This window comes from Flaviaestuariibacter terrae (assembly GCF_054777635.1).
Genome location: NZ_BAAHAL010000008.1, coordinates 1,671,922 through 1,686,131, shown reverse-complemented (window position 1 = coordinate 1,686,131; position 14,210 = coordinate 1,671,922). Strand labels below are relative to the sequence as shown.

The 14,210-nt window shown below is 61.2% G+C and carries 18 protein-coding genes; 3 read left to right on the top strand and 15 right to left on the bottom strand.

Annotated elements, in window-relative coordinates; all coding sequences use genetic code 11:
- Positions 1-10: 10 nt before the first annotated feature.
- From ACYU7Z_RS15460 to ACYU7Z_RS15415, 10 genes are all read right to left on the bottom strand, one after another.
- A complete protein-coding gene (locus ACYU7Z_RS15460) occupies positions 11-697 on the bottom strand; it encodes a DUF1361 domain-containing protein (RefSeq protein WP_460572078.1) in 687 nt (228 codons plus the stop codon).
- A gap of 3 nt (positions 698-700) precedes the next feature.
- A complete protein-coding gene (gene creD, locus ACYU7Z_RS15455) occupies positions 701-2,023 on the bottom strand; it encodes a cell envelope integrity protein CreD (protein ID WP_460572076.1) in 1,323 nt (440 codons plus the stop codon).
- A gap of 12 nt (positions 2,024-2,035) precedes the next feature.
- Positions 2,036-2,440 (bottom strand): hypothetical protein, encoded by a 405-nt coding sequence (locus tag ACYU7Z_RS15450; RefSeq protein ID WP_460572074.1) that lies wholly within the window; start codon positions 2,438-2,440, stop codon positions 2,036-2,038.
- A 54-nt stretch (positions 2,441-2,494) separates the two neighbouring features.
- Complete coding sequence (locus ACYU7Z_RS15445; RefSeq protein WP_460572072.1) at positions 2,495-2,701, bottom strand: hypothetical protein; 207 nt, start codon at positions 2,699-2,701, stop codon at positions 2,495-2,497.
- A gap of 46 nt (positions 2,702-2,747) precedes the next feature.
- Positions 2,748-3,890 (bottom strand): B12-binding domain-containing radical SAM protein, encoded by a 1,143-nt coding sequence (locus ACYU7Z_RS15440; RefSeq protein WP_460572070.1) that lies wholly within the window; start codon positions 3,888-3,890, stop codon positions 2,748-2,750.
- A 35-nt stretch (positions 3,891-3,925) separates the two neighbouring features.
- A complete protein-coding gene (locus ACYU7Z_RS15435) occupies positions 3,926-4,414 on the bottom strand; it encodes a hypothetical protein (protein ID WP_460572068.1) in 489 nt (162 codons plus the stop codon).
- Positions 4,415-4,457: 43 nt separating this feature from the next.
- Positions 4,458-4,763, bottom strand: a complete 306-nt coding sequence (locus tag ACYU7Z_RS15430; RefSeq protein ID WP_460572066.1) for a winged helix-turn-helix domain-containing protein — start codon at positions 4,761-4,763, stop codon at positions 4,458-4,460.
- The gene (locus ACYU7Z_RS15425) at positions 4,760-5,410 is read right to left on the bottom strand and encodes a hypothetical protein (RefSeq protein WP_460572064.1); all 651 of its coding nucleotides are present in this window, start codon (positions 5,408-5,410) and stop codon (positions 4,760-4,762) included. The genes ACYU7Z_RS15430 and ACYU7Z_RS15425 overlap by 4 nt, the downstream gene beginning before the upstream one ends.
- A 61-nt stretch (positions 5,411-5,471) precedes the next feature.
- Entirely contained in the window at positions 5,472-6,395 is a 924-nt protein-coding gene (locus ACYU7Z_RS15420; RefSeq protein WP_460572062.1) for a TraB/GumN family protein, read from the bottom strand.
- 33 nt (positions 6,396-6,428) lie between these two features.
- Positions 6,429-7,613, bottom strand: a complete 1,185-nt coding sequence (locus ACYU7Z_RS15415) for an aspartate aminotransferase family protein (protein WP_460572060.1) — start codon at positions 7,611-7,613, stop codon at positions 6,429-6,431.
- A gap of 94 nt (positions 7,614-7,707) precedes the next feature.
- Between ACYU7Z_RS15415 and ACYU7Z_RS15410 the strand changes: the two genes are divergently transcribed.
- From ACYU7Z_RS15410 to ACYU7Z_RS15400, 3 genes are all read left to right on the top strand, one after another.
- The gene (locus ACYU7Z_RS15410) at positions 7,708-8,271 is read left to right on the top strand and encodes a gamma carbonic anhydrase family protein (RefSeq protein WP_460572058.1); all 564 of its coding nucleotides are present in this window, start codon (positions 7,708-7,710) and stop codon (positions 8,269-8,271) included.
- A gap of 67 nt (positions 8,272-8,338) precedes the next feature.
- Positions 8,339-8,524 (top strand): hypothetical protein, encoded by a 186-nt coding sequence (locus tag ACYU7Z_RS15405; RefSeq protein WP_460572056.1) that lies wholly within the window; start codon positions 8,339-8,341, stop codon positions 8,522-8,524.
- Positions 8,525-8,603: 79 nt separating this feature from the next.
- A complete protein-coding gene (locus ACYU7Z_RS15400; protein WP_460572054.1) occupies positions 8,604-8,927 on the top strand; it encodes a hypothetical protein in 324 nt (107 codons plus the stop codon).
- 104 nt (positions 8,928-9,031) lie between these two features.
- Here the strand turns inward: ACYU7Z_RS15400 and ACYU7Z_RS15395 are convergent, their stop codons facing one another.
- The 5 genes from ACYU7Z_RS15395 to ACYU7Z_RS15375 all read right to left on the bottom strand — a co-directional run bounded on the left by ACYU7Z_RS15395 (position 9,032) and on the right by ACYU7Z_RS15375 (position 14,207).
- The gene (locus ACYU7Z_RS15395) at positions 9,032-10,312 is read right to left on the bottom strand and encodes an OmpA family protein (protein WP_460572052.1); all 1,281 of its coding nucleotides are present in this window, start codon (positions 10,310-10,312) and stop codon (positions 9,032-9,034) included.
- Positions 10,313-10,553: 241 nt separating this feature from the next.
- On the bottom strand, positions 10,554-11,480 hold the full coding sequence (gene rsgA, locus ACYU7Z_RS15390) for a ribosome small subunit-dependent GTPase A (RefSeq protein WP_460572050.1): 927 nt from the start codon (positions 11,478-11,480) through the stop codon (positions 10,554-10,556).
- The gene (locus ACYU7Z_RS15385; RefSeq protein ID WP_460572048.1) at positions 11,480-12,472 is read right to left on the bottom strand and encodes a vWA domain-containing protein; all 993 of its coding nucleotides are present in this window, start codon (positions 12,470-12,472) and stop codon (positions 11,480-11,482) included. The genes rsgA and ACYU7Z_RS15385 overlap by 1 nt, the downstream gene beginning before the upstream one ends.
- Complete coding sequence (locus ACYU7Z_RS15380) at positions 12,469-13,335, bottom strand: hypothetical protein (protein WP_460572046.1); 867 nt, start codon at positions 13,333-13,335, stop codon at positions 12,469-12,471. The genes ACYU7Z_RS15385 and ACYU7Z_RS15380 overlap by 4 nt, the downstream gene beginning before the upstream one ends.
- The gene (locus ACYU7Z_RS15375) at positions 13,332-14,207 is read right to left on the bottom strand and encodes a DUF58 domain-containing protein (RefSeq protein WP_460572045.1); all 876 of its coding nucleotides are present in this window, start codon (positions 14,205-14,207) and stop codon (positions 13,332-13,334) included. Before ACYU7Z_RS15375 ends, ACYU7Z_RS15380 begins: the two co-directional genes overlap by 4 nt.
- Between the last annotated feature and the right edge of the window lie 3 nt (positions 14,208-14,210).

The window sequence follows — 14,210 nt, the reverse complement described above, 5'->3', positions numbered from 1 at the left end:
ATTTCCGATCTCACCCGCGCAGGCTGCTTCGCGTTCGCCGCATCGACTCGTACACCAGCACCAGGAAGCCGAAGAAGCAGAGGATCATGCTCCAGTCGAAGCGGTTGGCCAGCGGGTGCCGAAACAGGTCGAAGAGATCGCGGGCGAGGCTGCCCGGCGCGAGCAGCACGTCCCAGCTGTTGTAGCGGAGGTAGCGCCCGATGTAAACGCCGAAGCTGCACAGGGCCAGCACCGGAAACACAAAGAGCCAGCTCCGGCGCATGCCCCAGCGCGCGAGCAGCACCCGCTCCATTTGCCACAGCGACAGCACGCCCAGCAGGAGGCCGTTCCAGGCAAAGGCAAGCAGCAGCACGAGGTCGTACCAGATCGGCAGGCCGGCGCGTTGCCGCAGGTGCAGCAGGTCGGTAACGATGTAGAACGCATTGGGCAGAAACAGCATCCACAGCACAAACAGGCCGCGGAAGGTCCACCTGTGCTCGATCCAGTCGACGCGCCGGAGCAGCTGCCGCGTAAGCAGAAAAGGAAGTACCGCCAGCAGGAGGTTCCAGTTGAGAAAGAGAAAAAAACGGCTGCCCGTATACGCAAAGCGCAGGACCGACATGCCGACGGGGAAGGCTGCCGAAAGCAGCAGGCCACGCTCCGCCGCATCGAGGCGGCGGTAGCGGGCATACAGGTGTTGAGCAAAGGTGAGCTTCATCGGTTACCAGTTGATTTTACGGGAGAAATACATGACAACGGCCAGAGTGAGGAACAGACCAAGCGATCCCAGGAGCAGGGCAAAGTCCTGTAGCTGCAGGATCGTGAAGACATATCCATACAGCAGCACGAGCACCGCCGACAGCAGCGTGCTGAGCCGGCCCGATTGCAGCAGCCCGCGCACGAACCAGCCGATAAGACCAACCGTAGCGGCAGCGGCTACGGCGTAGGCCCAATTGAAGCCGATATACTCGGAGAACGAGAGGAGCAGCGCATAAAAGAGCACGAGCGCCAGCCCGATAAGGCCATACTGGAATGGATGCACGGAGCGGCGGTTTACCACTTCAATGAGGAAAAAAGCCGTGAAGGTGAGCACGATGCACAGGAGGCAATACTTTACCGAGCGCAGTGTTTTCTGGTACGCATTCACGGGCACAAAGAGGTCGACACCGAAGGAGGACGACGAAAGATCGTAAAGACGGCTGTCGGGGTGGTCGTCGTCGCGGAACTGCTGCGGGAAGCTGCGACGGTGGGCCAGGCTGCGCCAGGTGGCCACGAACCCATTCTCTGTGATGCTGCTTTGCTGCGGCAAGCCGGAGCCGCTGAAGCTCGGGTGCGGCCACGGAGACCGTAGTTCTACGGTCGTGGTCTTTCCCAGCGGGGCGAAGAGCAGCTGCTGCGATCCGTTGAGCGAGAGTGTTGCCGCGAAGGAGGCGCCGCCGATATCGGGTGCGCCCGTCAGCGGCAGTGGCGCTGCCAGCGACGAATCGCCGTAAGGATCGGAGGAGGCGTTGGGTGCGAATACGAGGCGGCGGGTTCCGTTCCAGGACATCGTGAGCTCGTCGTTGAGCCCGCGCACATCCGACAGCCGCAGGCTCAGGAAGGCTTCGTTCCAAAGCACGCGTGCGGGGTCGAGGTGTAACGCCGCGAGGTCGGGCGCGTCAAAGCGACCCGTGAGCTCCACCTGCGCCGAGTAAAGCATCACCTTGTAAATGCCGCGATGCCGCTCCTGCGGGTTGGCAACGGCCTTCACCTGGAGCTGGGCCGGCAGTATGTACGCATAGTGCCGCGCCAGCATGGCCTTTCCGCTGGCGTCGGTAAATGCCTGCAGGTAGGGAAGCACGAGCACAGGCCCGCCGAGGAGCTGCCGGCCAGCCCACTTGTCGCTCACTTCGGCAACGGCCTCCTTCTGCCGCGATTCGCGCTCTTCCACCAGCTGCTCCACCTTCCAGGCCGGGAGCAGGAGTACGAGAATAATGGCAGCCACCACGGCTACCTTGATAAGGATCTTGCTTTTCGAGCGGGGCTCGTTCGGTACTTCTTGCATGTTGATCAGGGTTTAGTATTCAGAAACAGGTATGTCGCGGTAATAGGGATAGCGGAGCAGCAGCACGAGCAGGGCCGTTCCGAAAAGCGGCACGATGAAGCGCGCAAACTCGCCGTCGAAGTCGAGCAGCTCGGGGCGGCCGAGCAGGGAGAGGATGGTCCACACCAGCAGCAGCACGGCGCCCGTCCAGAGCGTGTATTGCAGCAGCGGCGAGAGGCTGCGCACCTGCAGGAGCGAAAGCGCCAGCCAGCCCAGGAGCAAGGCCGGAAGCCCGAGCACGATAGCGCCGGCAAGCAGGGGCAGGAAAAGATGCAGCTCCGTAGAACTACGGGTGAGCACATCGCAGATCATCACGATAACGGGGTAGGAAAGCACGGCACACAGCCAGGTATACAGCACAAAGCGAAAGGTGTTCATGATCGGTTTTTTGAATGAACAGGAAAGCAGGCAGGTTCAGGTAACGACAGGGCGTCAGGCGATCGCGGGTGCAAAGCGGTCGCTGCGCTTTCGGCCCGAATCGGTCGAGAGAATGGATTCGAGCAGCGGCAGCATCCGGTTGAGGCCGCCGGTTTTGATAAGAAAATTCCAGAGCGGCTCGAACTTCTTCCAGCCGCCGGCGTAGGTGAAATGACGCAGGCGGTCTTTCCAGGCCTCGTGCGCGGCGCTTGCCTGCCACACGTTCCGCCACGAATAGAAGTCGCGGTAGGCGCGGCGATAGCCCTGCTCAAGAGTCGCGGCATCGAGCCCGCGCGTTTGGCACCACCTGGCGGGTATCGTAGCGGCTCCAGTCGCGGTGCAGGATGCGTCCCTCCTGCTCCATGCCGGCATAAAGCCGCGTGCCGGGGTAAGGTGTCAGTATATGAAAGGTAGCCGTCGTCAGCCCCTGCCGCACGGCCCAGTCGACAGTGCGCTCGAACACATCCGGGCCGTCGTCGTCAAGACCAAAAACAAAGGAGCCGTTGATCATGATACCGAGGTCGTGGAGGCGCCGGATCGCTTCGCCATAGTCGCGGCCCAGGTTCTGGCGCTTATTGCCTTGCGCGAGGTTGGCGTCGCTCAGGGTTTCAAAACCCACGAACACGCTCCGCAGACCCGCGCGGGCGGCGGTTTCCACGAGGTTACCCCGCAGCACCGCGTCGACCGTGGAGGCTCCCTGGAAAAGACGGCCCATGCCGCGCATTCCTTCGAAAAGAGCCGTGGCAAAGCGCTGGTTGCCGAGCAGGTGATCGTCTAAAAAATACAGGTGCTTCCCGGGAAGGCGGTCGATCTCGGCCAGCGCCGCGTCTACCTGCTGCGTGTAGAAGGAGCGGCCTCCCTCGAAGAAAGCATCCTTATAGCAAAAGCTGCAGTGATGCGGGCAGCCGCGCGACACCACGATCGAGTTGGGTACGAGGTAGCGCTCGCGACGGATAAGATCGCGGCGAACCGGCGGGAGCGCCGCCAGCGAGCGTTCGCGGTTGCTGTACACCCGCTTCGGCGCACCGGCGCGGAAGTCGGCGAGGAACTGAGGGAAGGTATCCTCGCCCGGCCCGATAAACACCGAGTCGGCATGCGCGCCGGCCTCGAGCGGCAGCGATGTCACGTGCAGCCCGCCGAGGCATACATGCACCCCGCGCGCACGGTAGCCGTCGGCGAGCTCGTAGGCGCGCCAGGCGTTGGTGATGTAGACCTGTATGACCACTACATCGGGGTTGTCGGATGTGTCGATGGTTTCGACATGCTCGTCGCAAAGCTCCACCTCGTCGTCGGTTGACGTGAAGGCAGCAAGGGTAGCAAGACCGAGCGGGGGAAACAGGGAGTACTTGATGGGGCGCCAGAAGGGGCTCTTCGCCTCGGTAAGCGCCGGGAGAATCATCTTGATCTTCATGACTGTATGTTTTGCAGTTGGGAAAGCGATGTTGTTCAGGCGCTGTGCGGCCGGCTGCCGTTTTCAAAGCGACGCACCGCGTTGTAACAGGGCCAGAGCACGGCGAAGCCGAACACGCCGAAGCTGCAGTCGACCAGCTGCCACCAGAACGGGATACCGCGGAGAGCGCCGCCGATAAAAGCCAGCGGGAAAATGGCGACGCAGGCACCGAGACCAAACTCGATCACCCAGCGGTTGCGCACCGGGTCGCGCCAGGGGCCGATGAAAAGACCGGCCAGCACAATGTGGGCAAAGGCCAGCCAGTCGTAGCCGTAAAACAGAAAGCCGTGCTCCGCCCCTACCCGTTCGTAAGCGCCGCGCACGCGCTCCAGCCAGAGCGCCACGCCGCTCCCGGGTCGCACGAGGCCGAGCGCGAAGCGCAGCTCCGCGGCCGCGGGCCATACGGTGAGGCCGCTGACAAACAGGGAAACGATAAAGAGGGCGAGCAGGAGGCGGGTGCGTTGGAGGGGGAATTGCTGTCTCATAAAAAGTACTTTGTATTTCAAAGTGAATGGGCAAAAAAAATAGTTACCGGATACCCTTGATCATTTTTTCGAGCGCCTGGATATGGTCGTTGAAGGCCTTCTCACCGGCTTTGGTGATGGAATAGGTGGTGTTGGTCTTGCGGCCGATGAATCCCTTGTGCACCTTCAGCAATCCATTCTCTTCCAGGCTCACGAGGTGCGTGGCGAGGTTGCCGTCGGTGACCTCGAGGAGGCCCTTCAGGTCGTTGAAGCTCACCTCCTCGTTCACGGCAAGGATGCTCATCACGCCCAGCCGGATCCGGTTGTCGAACAGTTTGTTGAGGCCTGCTATGGGATTGTTGTAGCTCATGCTCCTTTGTCGCCGCGTTCGTTTTTCCACCACATGATAAAGCCGTACACGATGTGCAGCAACCCGAATCCGAGCGCCCAGAAGAAAAGCCCGTAGCCGAGGTACTGCGTGTTGATAAGACCGAGTACAATTTCGAGAAGACCAAGGTAACGGATATCGTTGACCGTATACTTACTCGCATTCACGAGCGATAACCCGTAGAAGACGAGGCAGAGCGGTGCGATGAACCCGAGCATGTTGGCGTCTTCGTAGCGCAGCAGGGCCAGGAGCAGCACAGCACCGGAAACCAGCGGGATCATCATGTTGATGGAAAGCTGGCGGGCCGTGCGGTCCCAGATGGGAAGACCCTGCCGGCGGGCGCGGCGCCAGGTGAAAAAGAAGGCCGATGCCATGGCGAGGCCAAGCACCGCCGCGGCAATCAGGAGCAGGTGCTGCTTGAGCAACACGAACTCCGAAAGCGAATACCCGTTGCGGTTGTAGTCGTCGTAGTAGCTACCGATGCGCCGGGCCGCAGCCCAGGCGCCAATGAGGGCCCAGGCGCCGGCGGCAATGCCGCTGAGGCCGCTGAGCGAAAGGAAACGGCTGGAGCGGTTCATCAGGCGCCGTATGTCCTGTATCGCTTCGAGGGATTGGGTTTGCTCATTCATAAAAAGCACTTTGCACTACAAAGTAAATGCAGTTTTTCCATTCGCCAAGGATTTGCGTGGATTATTTTTTTCGGGGGCCATCGATCCCCTGCCAGCCTTCCGGCGGCAGATCCGAAGGATCGAGCAGGCGGCCGGCGGAGACAGCGCGTACGGTATAGCCCCGGCGCCGGAGCAGGGCCAGCACGCCTCCGGGGCCCGGCAGGTGACCGGCACCGATGGCGAAGAAGGTGGGCCGCAGCGCAGCAAGGCTGTCGATCCGGCCGGCCATCTTGCGGTTGCGCGCCAGCAGCTTCCGCGCTTCCTGCACACTGTCCGACAGCGCGAGCCGCTCGATGCCTTCAAGGTCCTGGTGGATATACAGCTGCACGATAGCCTCGGTTTGCTTCCGCACATCGGCCTCGGTCTGCAGCAGCGCGCGGGTATCGAAAGGCCCGTTCAGCACTTCGTCGGGACTGAACTGGTCCGACATATCCTCGATACCCAGGAGAAGCTTCTTCCTCTTTTTCGCCAGCCCGTGTAGGTACAGGTCCATCGGCAGCGGCATATCCCCGGGATGCGTTACCCGGTAGGGCCGCAGCTGCGCATAGAGCCAGGCCTCCTTGCGGGTAATGCTCCGCGCGGGCTTGTGCAGTGCGTCTTCAAGCAGGGGTCCGAGGCGGCTGAAAAGCGAGTCGGGGAGCACGGTGTAGAGAAGTGCCGACGTGTCCCGGCCCGTCAGGAAGGGCAGCAATTCCTGCGTGGTCTTTTCCGGGTCAAGCTCCATGGCGAAGGCGGCGCTCCGGTCGAAATAATAAAAGAATGAATCGGTGAAGCGGAACACGCGGCGGTCCTGCAGGTGAATGGTGCCCCAGAGATAGGAAGGCGCCGCGAGACCTTTGCCCGAGATCCGCCACAGGAGCGCCGCCGGCTGCGGCGATTGGGCCACTGCGGCTGCGCTGCTTCCCAGCAGGAAGGCAAAGAGCAGCAGGCGCAGGCGGGTTTTCATCGGGTTGTTTTGCTAAATGTACGACGGGCGCGCTCAGAGCCCCGCTGCGGCGGAACGGATCACGGCGCAGGCCCGCTCCACCTGCTCCGGGCTGATGCTGAGCGGCGGCGAAATGCGCAGGCAGTCGGCGGCAAACAGAAACCAGTCCGTCAGTACACCGGCCTCGATGCAGCGGTCAATAACGCCCTTGGCCGTTTCGAAGGAGTCGAAGCGGAGCGCCATCCAGAGGCCGCAGCGCGAAAAGCCGCGGACACCCGGCACAGCGCTAAGGCCGGCCTCGAATTGGGCGCCCAGCTTCTCGGCACCTTCCGCGAGCCGCTCCTGCCGCAGCGCGCTGAAAGCGGCAAGCCCCGCCGCACAGCATACGGGATGCCCGCCAAACGTGGTGATATGTCCGAGCACCGGCGCATCGGCGAGATGGTTCATGAGTGCGCGCGAGGCGATGAAGGCGCCCAGCGGCATGCCGCCGCCCAGAGCTTTGCCGAGCAGCAGCACGTCGGGCACAATGCCGTAGCGCTCGAAGGCCCACAGGGTCCCGGTACGGCCGAAACCCGTCTGGATCTCGTCGAGGATGAGCAGGGTGCCCGTTTCGGTACAGCGGGCACGCAGGGCCTGCATCCATTCGCGCGAAGGCGGAAGCACGCCGGCCTCGGCCTGCACCGTTTCGGCGATGACGCAGGCCGTATCCGTAGAAATACGGTCCAGCGATGCAAAGTCGTTGTAGCGTGCATGCTGTACGCCGGGGAGCAGCGGCCGGTAGGCATTGCGCCAGTATTCGGAGCCGATGATGCTGAGGGCGCCCTGCGTGGAGCCGTGGTACGAATCCTGGAAGGCCACGATACCGGTGCGGCCGGTGACCCGCTTGGCCAGCTTCATCGCTCCTTCCACCGCCTCGGCGCCGGAGTTGGTAAAGTAAACGCTGTCGAGCCCCGCGGGAAGCGAAGCGGCAAGCGCCTCGGCATAGCGCACCTGCGGGCTTTGCACAAACTCGCCGTACACCATCACGTGGAGATAGGCATCGAGCTGCGTGCGGATCGCGTCGAGCACGGCGGGATGACGGTGCCCCACGTTGGCAACGGAGATGCCGCCGATAAGATCGATGTATTCCTTTCCCGACGCGTCCCACAGGCTGCAGCCTTCGGCCTTGACCACCTCGATGGCAAGCGGCGCGGTGGAGGTCTGCGCTACATGGGAAAGAAAAAGCTGGCGGAGATTCATCGAACAAAGGTAGTTTGTAGTTTGTGGTTTGTAGTTTGTCGTTAGCTTTCGCCCGCAACCGGAAACGGCAAACTCAAAACTGAAAACCGATCTTATGGCACTCATCCTCCCCGTCGAAGACAAGCATCCCGCCTGGGGTGCTGACTGTTTTATCGCACCGAACGCCACCGTCGTGGGCGACGTCGTTATGGGCGATGAATGCAGCGTGTGGTTCAACGCCGTCGTACGCGGCGATGTGAACAGCATCCGCCTGGGCAACCGGGTGAACGTGCAGGACGGCGCGGTGATCCATGCCACCTACCAGAAAACAAAAGCCATCATCGGCAACCACGTTTCCATCGGTCACAACGCCATCGTGCACGGCTGCACGGTGCACGACCACGTGCTCGTTGGCATGGGCGCCATCGTGATGGACAACGCGGTCGTGCATCCGCATACGATCATCGCGGCGGGCGCGGTAGTGCTCGAAGGAACCGTATGCGAGGGCAACTCCATCTACGCGGGCGTGCCGGCAAAGAAGGTCAAGGAGCTCCCGGCGGGCTTGCTCGAAGGCGAGATCCACCGCATCGCCAACAACTACCTGCGCTACTCGGCCTGGTTCAGCGCGGTTAACGAAGCCGGCCCGGGGCACAAAAACGGGGATTCACCGCAAATCTGAGGCGCTGCGCCGGGAAGCCGGGCCATTCTGGGGAATTCTTCCGAAATTCGGGGTTCAATCGCCGTTTATGAAGCACCGCGTCTATCTCGTCATCACCGCTGCCTACCTGGTCCTGGGCTCGTCCTGCAGTGTGTTCAAGAAGAAAGGCGAAGGCTGCCCCAGCGACGGCCGCAACGTGGGCGCCGAGAAGCTGCTCAGCGAGCCGCCCAAGAAAAAGGCGAAGTGGCGCGGCCCGAAAAGCTATGATTTCTAAGGGTTTTTCTCCGGGCACAAAGTTTGCGAGGATGCAGCTAAGGACGCGCTTTCTGCGTCTTATTTAAAACCGCCCCGACATGAGCCTAACCTTACGCACCGCGCTGGGATGTACCGAAGCCGTTATCGACGACGACGGAGGCCTGAAGCGCTTTTACCTTGTAGCCGACATCCTTTCTACCGATCTCAACGTGTCCTTTGCGCAGAAAGAAGACGAGTTCGACAGCATCAACTGGAACTTTTCCTTCGGTAAGCACCTGATGACGCTTTGCTACAGCATTTACAACGGCATCTCCCTCTTCCCGACCCAGCTGAGCGAAGCTTCGCGCCGCGCCAATGAGGCCGTGGTGGAACTGGCGTCCGTGCTGGAAGGCAAGCTGATGACGGTCGACATGCGCAGCTGAAAACTGCTTCGCGCCGGCGCCTCCCGCCCGCGCAAAAAAAAGTTCCCGGCAAGCTGCCGGGAACCGTGGTAGAATGGAACTGAATTTCCAGGTGCGCGAAGCGCCTACTTTGCGTTCAGCTGCAGCGCAATGCGGCGGTCTTTTCTCCGCTCCTCATCGCTTGCCGTGGCAGGCACTTTCGCAAAAGCCGACCCATAACCTTCCGCACCAGTAAGCTGACCGGCTTTTCCTCCCGCCGCTTTTATGGCGTCCAGCACGGCATCCGCACGTTGCTGGCTGAGGGTCTTGTTGGCAGCATCATTACCGGTCTTATCGGTATAGCCACCCACCTTGACGTGCGCGCCGGGATAGGCATTCAGAATAGCGGCTATGTTGTTGATCTGCGCATTGCTTTCCGCTGTCAGGCGCGCGCTGCCCACTTCGAAGTTGATGTTATCGAAATCGAACCACTTGTCTTTTCCTGCCTTGCAGGCCGCGTCGTCGAGGCATTTCACCAATTGCTCCTCTACCCCACCCGCATAGGCATCCAGCTCAACTCCGTTGGCAAGGCGGACTTTGGTAGATGTTTTTCCCGTACTGCTCGTTGTGCTGGTATCCGGCGGCAGCGGGGCGGGTGTCACCGTAGTGACGGTATCGGACGTGCCGCTTTGCTCGTGCGACTTGTTGCAGCCTTTTCCGAGGAAATACCATAGTACCAGTGCGGCAATGACCAGCACCAGTGGCAATAGCCATTTGTTGCCGCTTGGGTTGCGGTCGGGAAGTGCCGGACGCACCTCGCTGATGCTGCGCTGCCGGATGTCGGGACCTGTAGCGGCGGTCGGTCCTGTCGTCGTTCCGGTCCACGAGCCCAGCGTGCCCAGGCCCGGGATGCTACCGAGGCTCAACCCGGCGGGGACCGCGGCCGCAATGGCTCCTTTCTGGCTTTCGAGGTACGAGGCGAAGCTGGACGCGTTCATGTTGTTTGCCGCAGCATGCTCACCCAGCTTGCCCAGGGCCACGGGCGCAACCAGCGCCATCAGCGAATTGGCCGATGGCTCCGATACACCCGAGAAGCCCGAGATGGATTTGTTGACGGCTGGCGCATGGCTTCCGAACAATCCGTGTACAAGGTCCATCCCGCGCGAAATGATCGATTGCAGGTCGCCGGTAGCAAGCCCCTTCAGTGTATTGGCAAGGCCTCCGCTCCCCGCGCTTTTCGCCATGTCGAGCACAGAGCCCGCATCGCCCGAACTCGCTTTGGAAACAGCCGACCCGAGGATCACGGGGATGATACCGGAAAGCGCCTTGTGAACATTGCTGTCGCTTTCACCGAGCGAAGCAGCGGCGCGCCCGGCTACTTCGTGGTTGAAAAAAGCCTTTACTGACTCAAGTACATTCGCTGACATAAAAATGATTTTGGTTAAGGGATAAAAACGAAAGGCTCCAGGTGGGAAGTGGTATTAAATATAAGCGAGGGCCAACCGCTACAGGACGACACAGGTCATGTTTTATTTACGGCTCAACCGTATTTCTACTGAATACCCGCATAGGGGCGACGCCCGGAATAACGCGGCTGCACAGCCGAAGGCCTGCGCATGTTCGTGTAAGTGATTGATGAATAAGGCATATGCAACGCCGGCGGAAGAGCTAGTAACGCTTCTCGTCGATCGTATCGAGGATGGTCCGGTAACTGATGTACCGCTCCTCCGAAATTTCGCCCGCGGCGACCGCTTCCTTGATGGCACAGCCCGGCTCTTCGGCGTGCAGGCAGTTGTTGAACTGGCAGCCCTGCAGGCGATCGCGCATCTCGGGAAAATAACCGCTCAGTTCGGCTTTTTCAATATTCACCAGCCCGAACTCTTTCAATCCCGGTGTATCGATGATCGAGCCACCGCCCGGCAGGTCATACATCTCGGCGAACGTGGTGGTATGCTGGCCCTTGCCGCTCCAGCCGCTCACATCCTGCGTCTTGATGGCAGTACCGAGCACCGTGTTGATAAACGATGATTTGCCCACGCCGCTGTGCCCGCTTACGAGCGTTGTCTTTCCCTGGAGCAGGCCCGCGACATCCTCCATTCCTGTTCCTTCTTTCAGCGAAATGAGCAGCACGCGGTAGCCGACCTCCGTGTAGATCGCTTCGGTCTCGGCATAAAGCTCCCATTCCTTATCGCGGTACAGGTCGGCCTTGTTGAAAAGGATCACGGCGGGCACATGGTACATCTCGCAGGTAACGAGGAAGCGGTCGATAAAGCCCATGGAGGTGCGCGGCTCGCGCAGCGTGGCGATAAGCAGCGACTGGTCGACGTTGGCGGCTACGATATGCTGCTGGTGCCGCCCCTTTGGCGAAAGCCGGTTGATGTGATTGCGCCGGTCGTGGATGCGGGTGATGGTGGCGGTATCCTCGCCTTCGTTTTCCGATACGATATCGACCACGTCGCCGACGGCGATGGGGTTGGTCGACGTGAGGCCATCCTGCTTGAAGATGCCCTTCAGCCTTGCCTTCCACCAGCGGCCCGCGCTGTCTTTCACGGAATACCAGCTGCCCGTCGATTTATACACCACACCTTCCATCATCAGGGCAAAGTACGGAATAAAGTATAGCGCAACAGCCCTTCCAGGAGCAGAAAAAAGAGGGCGCCGAGCACGAACCAGTGAAACTCTTCGTGGAAGCGTGTGCGGTTGATCACCTGTACGTCGCTTTTCTCGAGCTGGTTGATGCGGGCGTAGATGCCTTCGAGGGCCTGCCGGTCGCGGGCACGGAAGTAAGCACCGCCCGTGGTCTGCGCCATGCGCTGCAGGAGCGGCTCGTCGATATCAGCCAGCTTGCGCATCCCCTGCCCGGGCACGTCGATGCTGCCGCCCGAGTTGAGCCCGATGGTATAGACTTTCACGCCTTTGGCGTGGGCAATGCCGATGGCGGTCTGCGGGTCGATAAGGCGCGTCGGTGGCGCTTCCTCGCTTCCGTCGGTGAGCAGCACCACCACCTTGCTTTTTCCGGGCACGTCGTTGAGACGGGCTACCGAGGTGGCCAGCCCCTCGCCGATCAATGTACCGCGTACCAGCATGTCGGGCCGGAGGCTCCGGATCTGCTCCAGCAGCGCCTCGTGGTCAGTGGAGATCGGAAACTGCGTGAAGGTCTCGCCGGCAAACACCACCAGGCCGATCTGGTCGACGGGGCGGGCGCGCACAAATTCCATGGCCACTTCCTTGGCCACCGCGAGGCGGTAGGGTGCTATGTCGGGCGTTGCCATGGAGCCGCTCACATCCATGCACAGCACGATGGAGATGCCGTTGCCGAGAAAGCGCTTTTGCACGTCGCGCACCTGCGGGCGGGCGAGCGCGGCCACAAGCAGCAGCCCGGCCAGCATGCGAAACAGCGGCAGCAGGAAAAGCCAGCGGCTGCGGGCTGACCGCACGCGGAAGACGGCGGCTGTCGACACGCGCAGCGAGGGACGTCGTCCGTGCCGGCTGCGCGCCCAGATAAAGGCCAGCACCGGCACCAGGCCCACAAAGGGCAGCATCCAGTTGTAGGCAAAGCTTAGCTGCTGTATCCAGTCGTAGATCATCGGCTATGCTCCTCCATGGCCACGACGGCTCGTTTTAGGGTTTGCACGGCACCATCCATAGCGGCGGCACCGGGATCGTATTTGGCGAATTTCGCAAGATCACTTTCCTGGAGTGTGGCTTTCAGCTCCTGCTGCAGCGCAGCGGGTACCCGCCACTGCGGCAGCCTTGCCACGAGGTCGGTGGTCGTATCGGCGTCGGAGTAGTAGCCTTTCCGCTTCAGCAGGTAACCGCGGAAAATGAGCACGAGGTCTGTATAGAATTGCTTGGGCTGCCGGCGCCGCGCCTCGTCGTTCTGGAGCGCCTGCAGCTGCTGCAGCACCTTCTTGTAATACTGCTCGTCGATCCGCAGGGCCGCCGGCGCATCGCCCTTGCGGCGCGGGAAGAGCAGCAGCGCGATACCGGCAAGCAGGATCGCCAGCACCACGTACCAGACCCAGGTGTTGCGCGTGGGCAGCTCCACGTCTTCAACGTCCTTGATGTCGTGGTAGGGCGCATCCTTATCGAACGGCGACGAGAACCGCACGGCGATGGGGATCGCCGGCGACGATTGTTTTCCGTATACGATCGGCGGAATGCGCCGCAGCCCGCTGTCCCAGCTGGTAAGGGTCCAGTGCTGGTGCACGCTGTAGGCCCCGGCCTGCAATACCGTATCGGTTCGAACAGCCTGGAGCACCTCAAAGTAAGGGATGCTGTCAAGGGTGATCGGAGCCGCGGGCTGCGCGCCCGTGAGCGCCACCTCGAGGTCGAGCGGCTCGCCGATGAGGATCGTGCTTTTATCGGTGCGTACCGACAAGCGCGTCTCCTGGGCCGCAAGGGCCCCGCCTGAAAAAACAAGGAGCAGCAGGAAACAAAAACGTGTCATGGGCGGACGCGGCTGATGAAGAATCGCTGGAGCACTTTTACATAATCCTCGTCGGTGCGGAGGTGCAGCAGGTCGCTGCCTGCCTTCTTGAATTGCGTATTGGCATACTCGGTAATCCGGAAAAATTCCTGCTCGTATTCATAGCGTACAAAAGAATTGCCCGTGTCCACCAGCTGGCGGCGGCCGGTCTCGAGGTCCTGCACTTCCAGCAGGCCCACGTCGGGCAGCGTCTGGTCGAGCCGGTCGTAGATCTTCATCCCGACCACGTCGTGACGGCGCGACACCACGCGGAGCGCATCGGCATAATCGCGGTCTAGGAAGTCGCTCAGCACAAAGGAGATGCTGCTCTGGCGTCGTGTGTTGTTGAAGTAGCGCAGGGCCTGGTCAAGGTTGGTGCCTTTGCCTTTCGGCTCGATGGTCAGCAGCGTGCGCATCAGGAAGAGCACCTGCTGGCGTCCCTTCTTGGGCGGTATGTATTTTTCGATGCGGTCGCTGTACAGGATGGCACCCACCTTGTCGCCGTTGTTGATGGCCGAAAAGGCAAGCACCGCCGCGATCTCGGTGGCCAGCTCGCGCTTGCTGCTCGCCGAAGTGCCGAAGAGCGACGAAGCGCTTACATCGATCAGCAGCATTACCGTCAGCTCGCGCTCTTCCTCGAACACCTTGCTGAAGGCATGCCCGAAGCGGGCAGACACGTTCCAGTCGATAAAGCGCACATCGTCGCCCGGCGCATACTCGCGCACTTCCTTGAACGACATACCGCGGCCCTTGAAGGCGCTGTGGTACTCGCCGGTAAACAGGTCGCTCGTAAGCTTCTTGCTTTTGATCTCCAGGATCCGGACCTTCTTTAATATGTCGGGTGTCGTGAGCAACGG

Excerpts from the sequence above, each read along its gene's own strand:
- ACYU7Z_RS15460 (WP_460572078.1), bottom strand. The coding sequence starts at position 697 with ATGAAGCTCACCTTTGCTCAACACCTGTATGCCCGCTACCGCCGCCTC.
- creD (WP_460572076.1), bottom strand. The coding sequence starts at position 2,023 with ATGCAAGAAGTACCGAACGAGCCCCGCTCGAAAAGCAAGATCCTTATC.
- ACYU7Z_RS15450 (WP_460572074.1), bottom strand. The coding sequence starts at position 2,440 with ATGAACACCTTTCGCTTTGTGCTGTATACCTGGCTGTGTGCCGTGCTT.
- ACYU7Z_RS15440 (WP_460572070.1), bottom strand. The coding sequence starts at position 3,890 with ATGAAGATCAAGATGATTCTCCCGGCGCTTACCGAGGCGAAGAGCCCC.
- ACYU7Z_RS15435 (WP_460572068.1), bottom strand. The coding sequence starts at position 4,414 with ATGAGACAGCAATTCCCCCTCCAACGCACCCGCCTCCTGCTCGCCCTC.
- ACYU7Z_RS15430 (WP_460572066.1), bottom strand. The coding sequence starts at position 4,763 with ATGAGCTACAACAATCCCATAGCAGGCCTCAACAAACTGTTCGACAAC.
- ACYU7Z_RS15425 (WP_460572064.1), bottom strand. The coding sequence starts at position 5,410 with ATGAATGAGCAAACCCAATCCCTCGAAGCGATACAGGACATACGGCGC.
- ACYU7Z_RS15420 (WP_460572062.1), bottom strand. The coding sequence starts at position 6,395 with ATGAAAACCCGCCTGCGCCTGCTGCTCTTTGCCTTCCTGCTGGGAAGC.
- ACYU7Z_RS15415 (WP_460572060.1), bottom strand. The coding sequence starts at position 7,613 with ATGAATCTCCGCCAGCTTTTTCTTTCCCATGTAGCGCAGACCTCCACC.
- ACYU7Z_RS15410 (WP_460572058.1), top strand. The coding sequence starts at position 7,708 with ATGGCACTCATCCTCCCCGTCGAAGACAAGCATCCCGCCTGGGGTGCT.
- ACYU7Z_RS15405 (WP_460572056.1), top strand. The coding sequence starts at position 8,339 with ATGAAGCACCGCGTCTATCTCGTCATCACCGCTGCCTACCTGGTCCTG.
- ACYU7Z_RS15400 (WP_460572054.1), top strand. The coding sequence starts at position 8,604 with ATGAGCCTAACCTTACGCACCGCGCTGGGATGTACCGAAGCCGTTATC.
- ACYU7Z_RS15395 (WP_460572052.1), bottom strand. The coding sequence starts at position 10,312 with ATGTCAGCGAATGTACTTGAGTCAGTAAAGGCTTTTTTCAACCACGAA.
- rsgA (WP_460572050.1), bottom strand. The coding sequence starts at position 11,480 with ATGATGGAAGGTGTGGTGTATAAATCGACGGGCAGCTGGTATTCCGTG.
- ACYU7Z_RS15385 (WP_460572048.1), bottom strand. The coding sequence starts at position 12,472 with ATGATCTACGACTGGATACAGCAGCTAAGCTTTGCCTACAACTGGATG.
- ACYU7Z_RS15380 (WP_460572046.1), bottom strand. The coding sequence starts at position 13,335 with ATGACACGTTTTTGTTTCCTGCTGCTCCTTGTTTTTTCAGGCGGGGCC.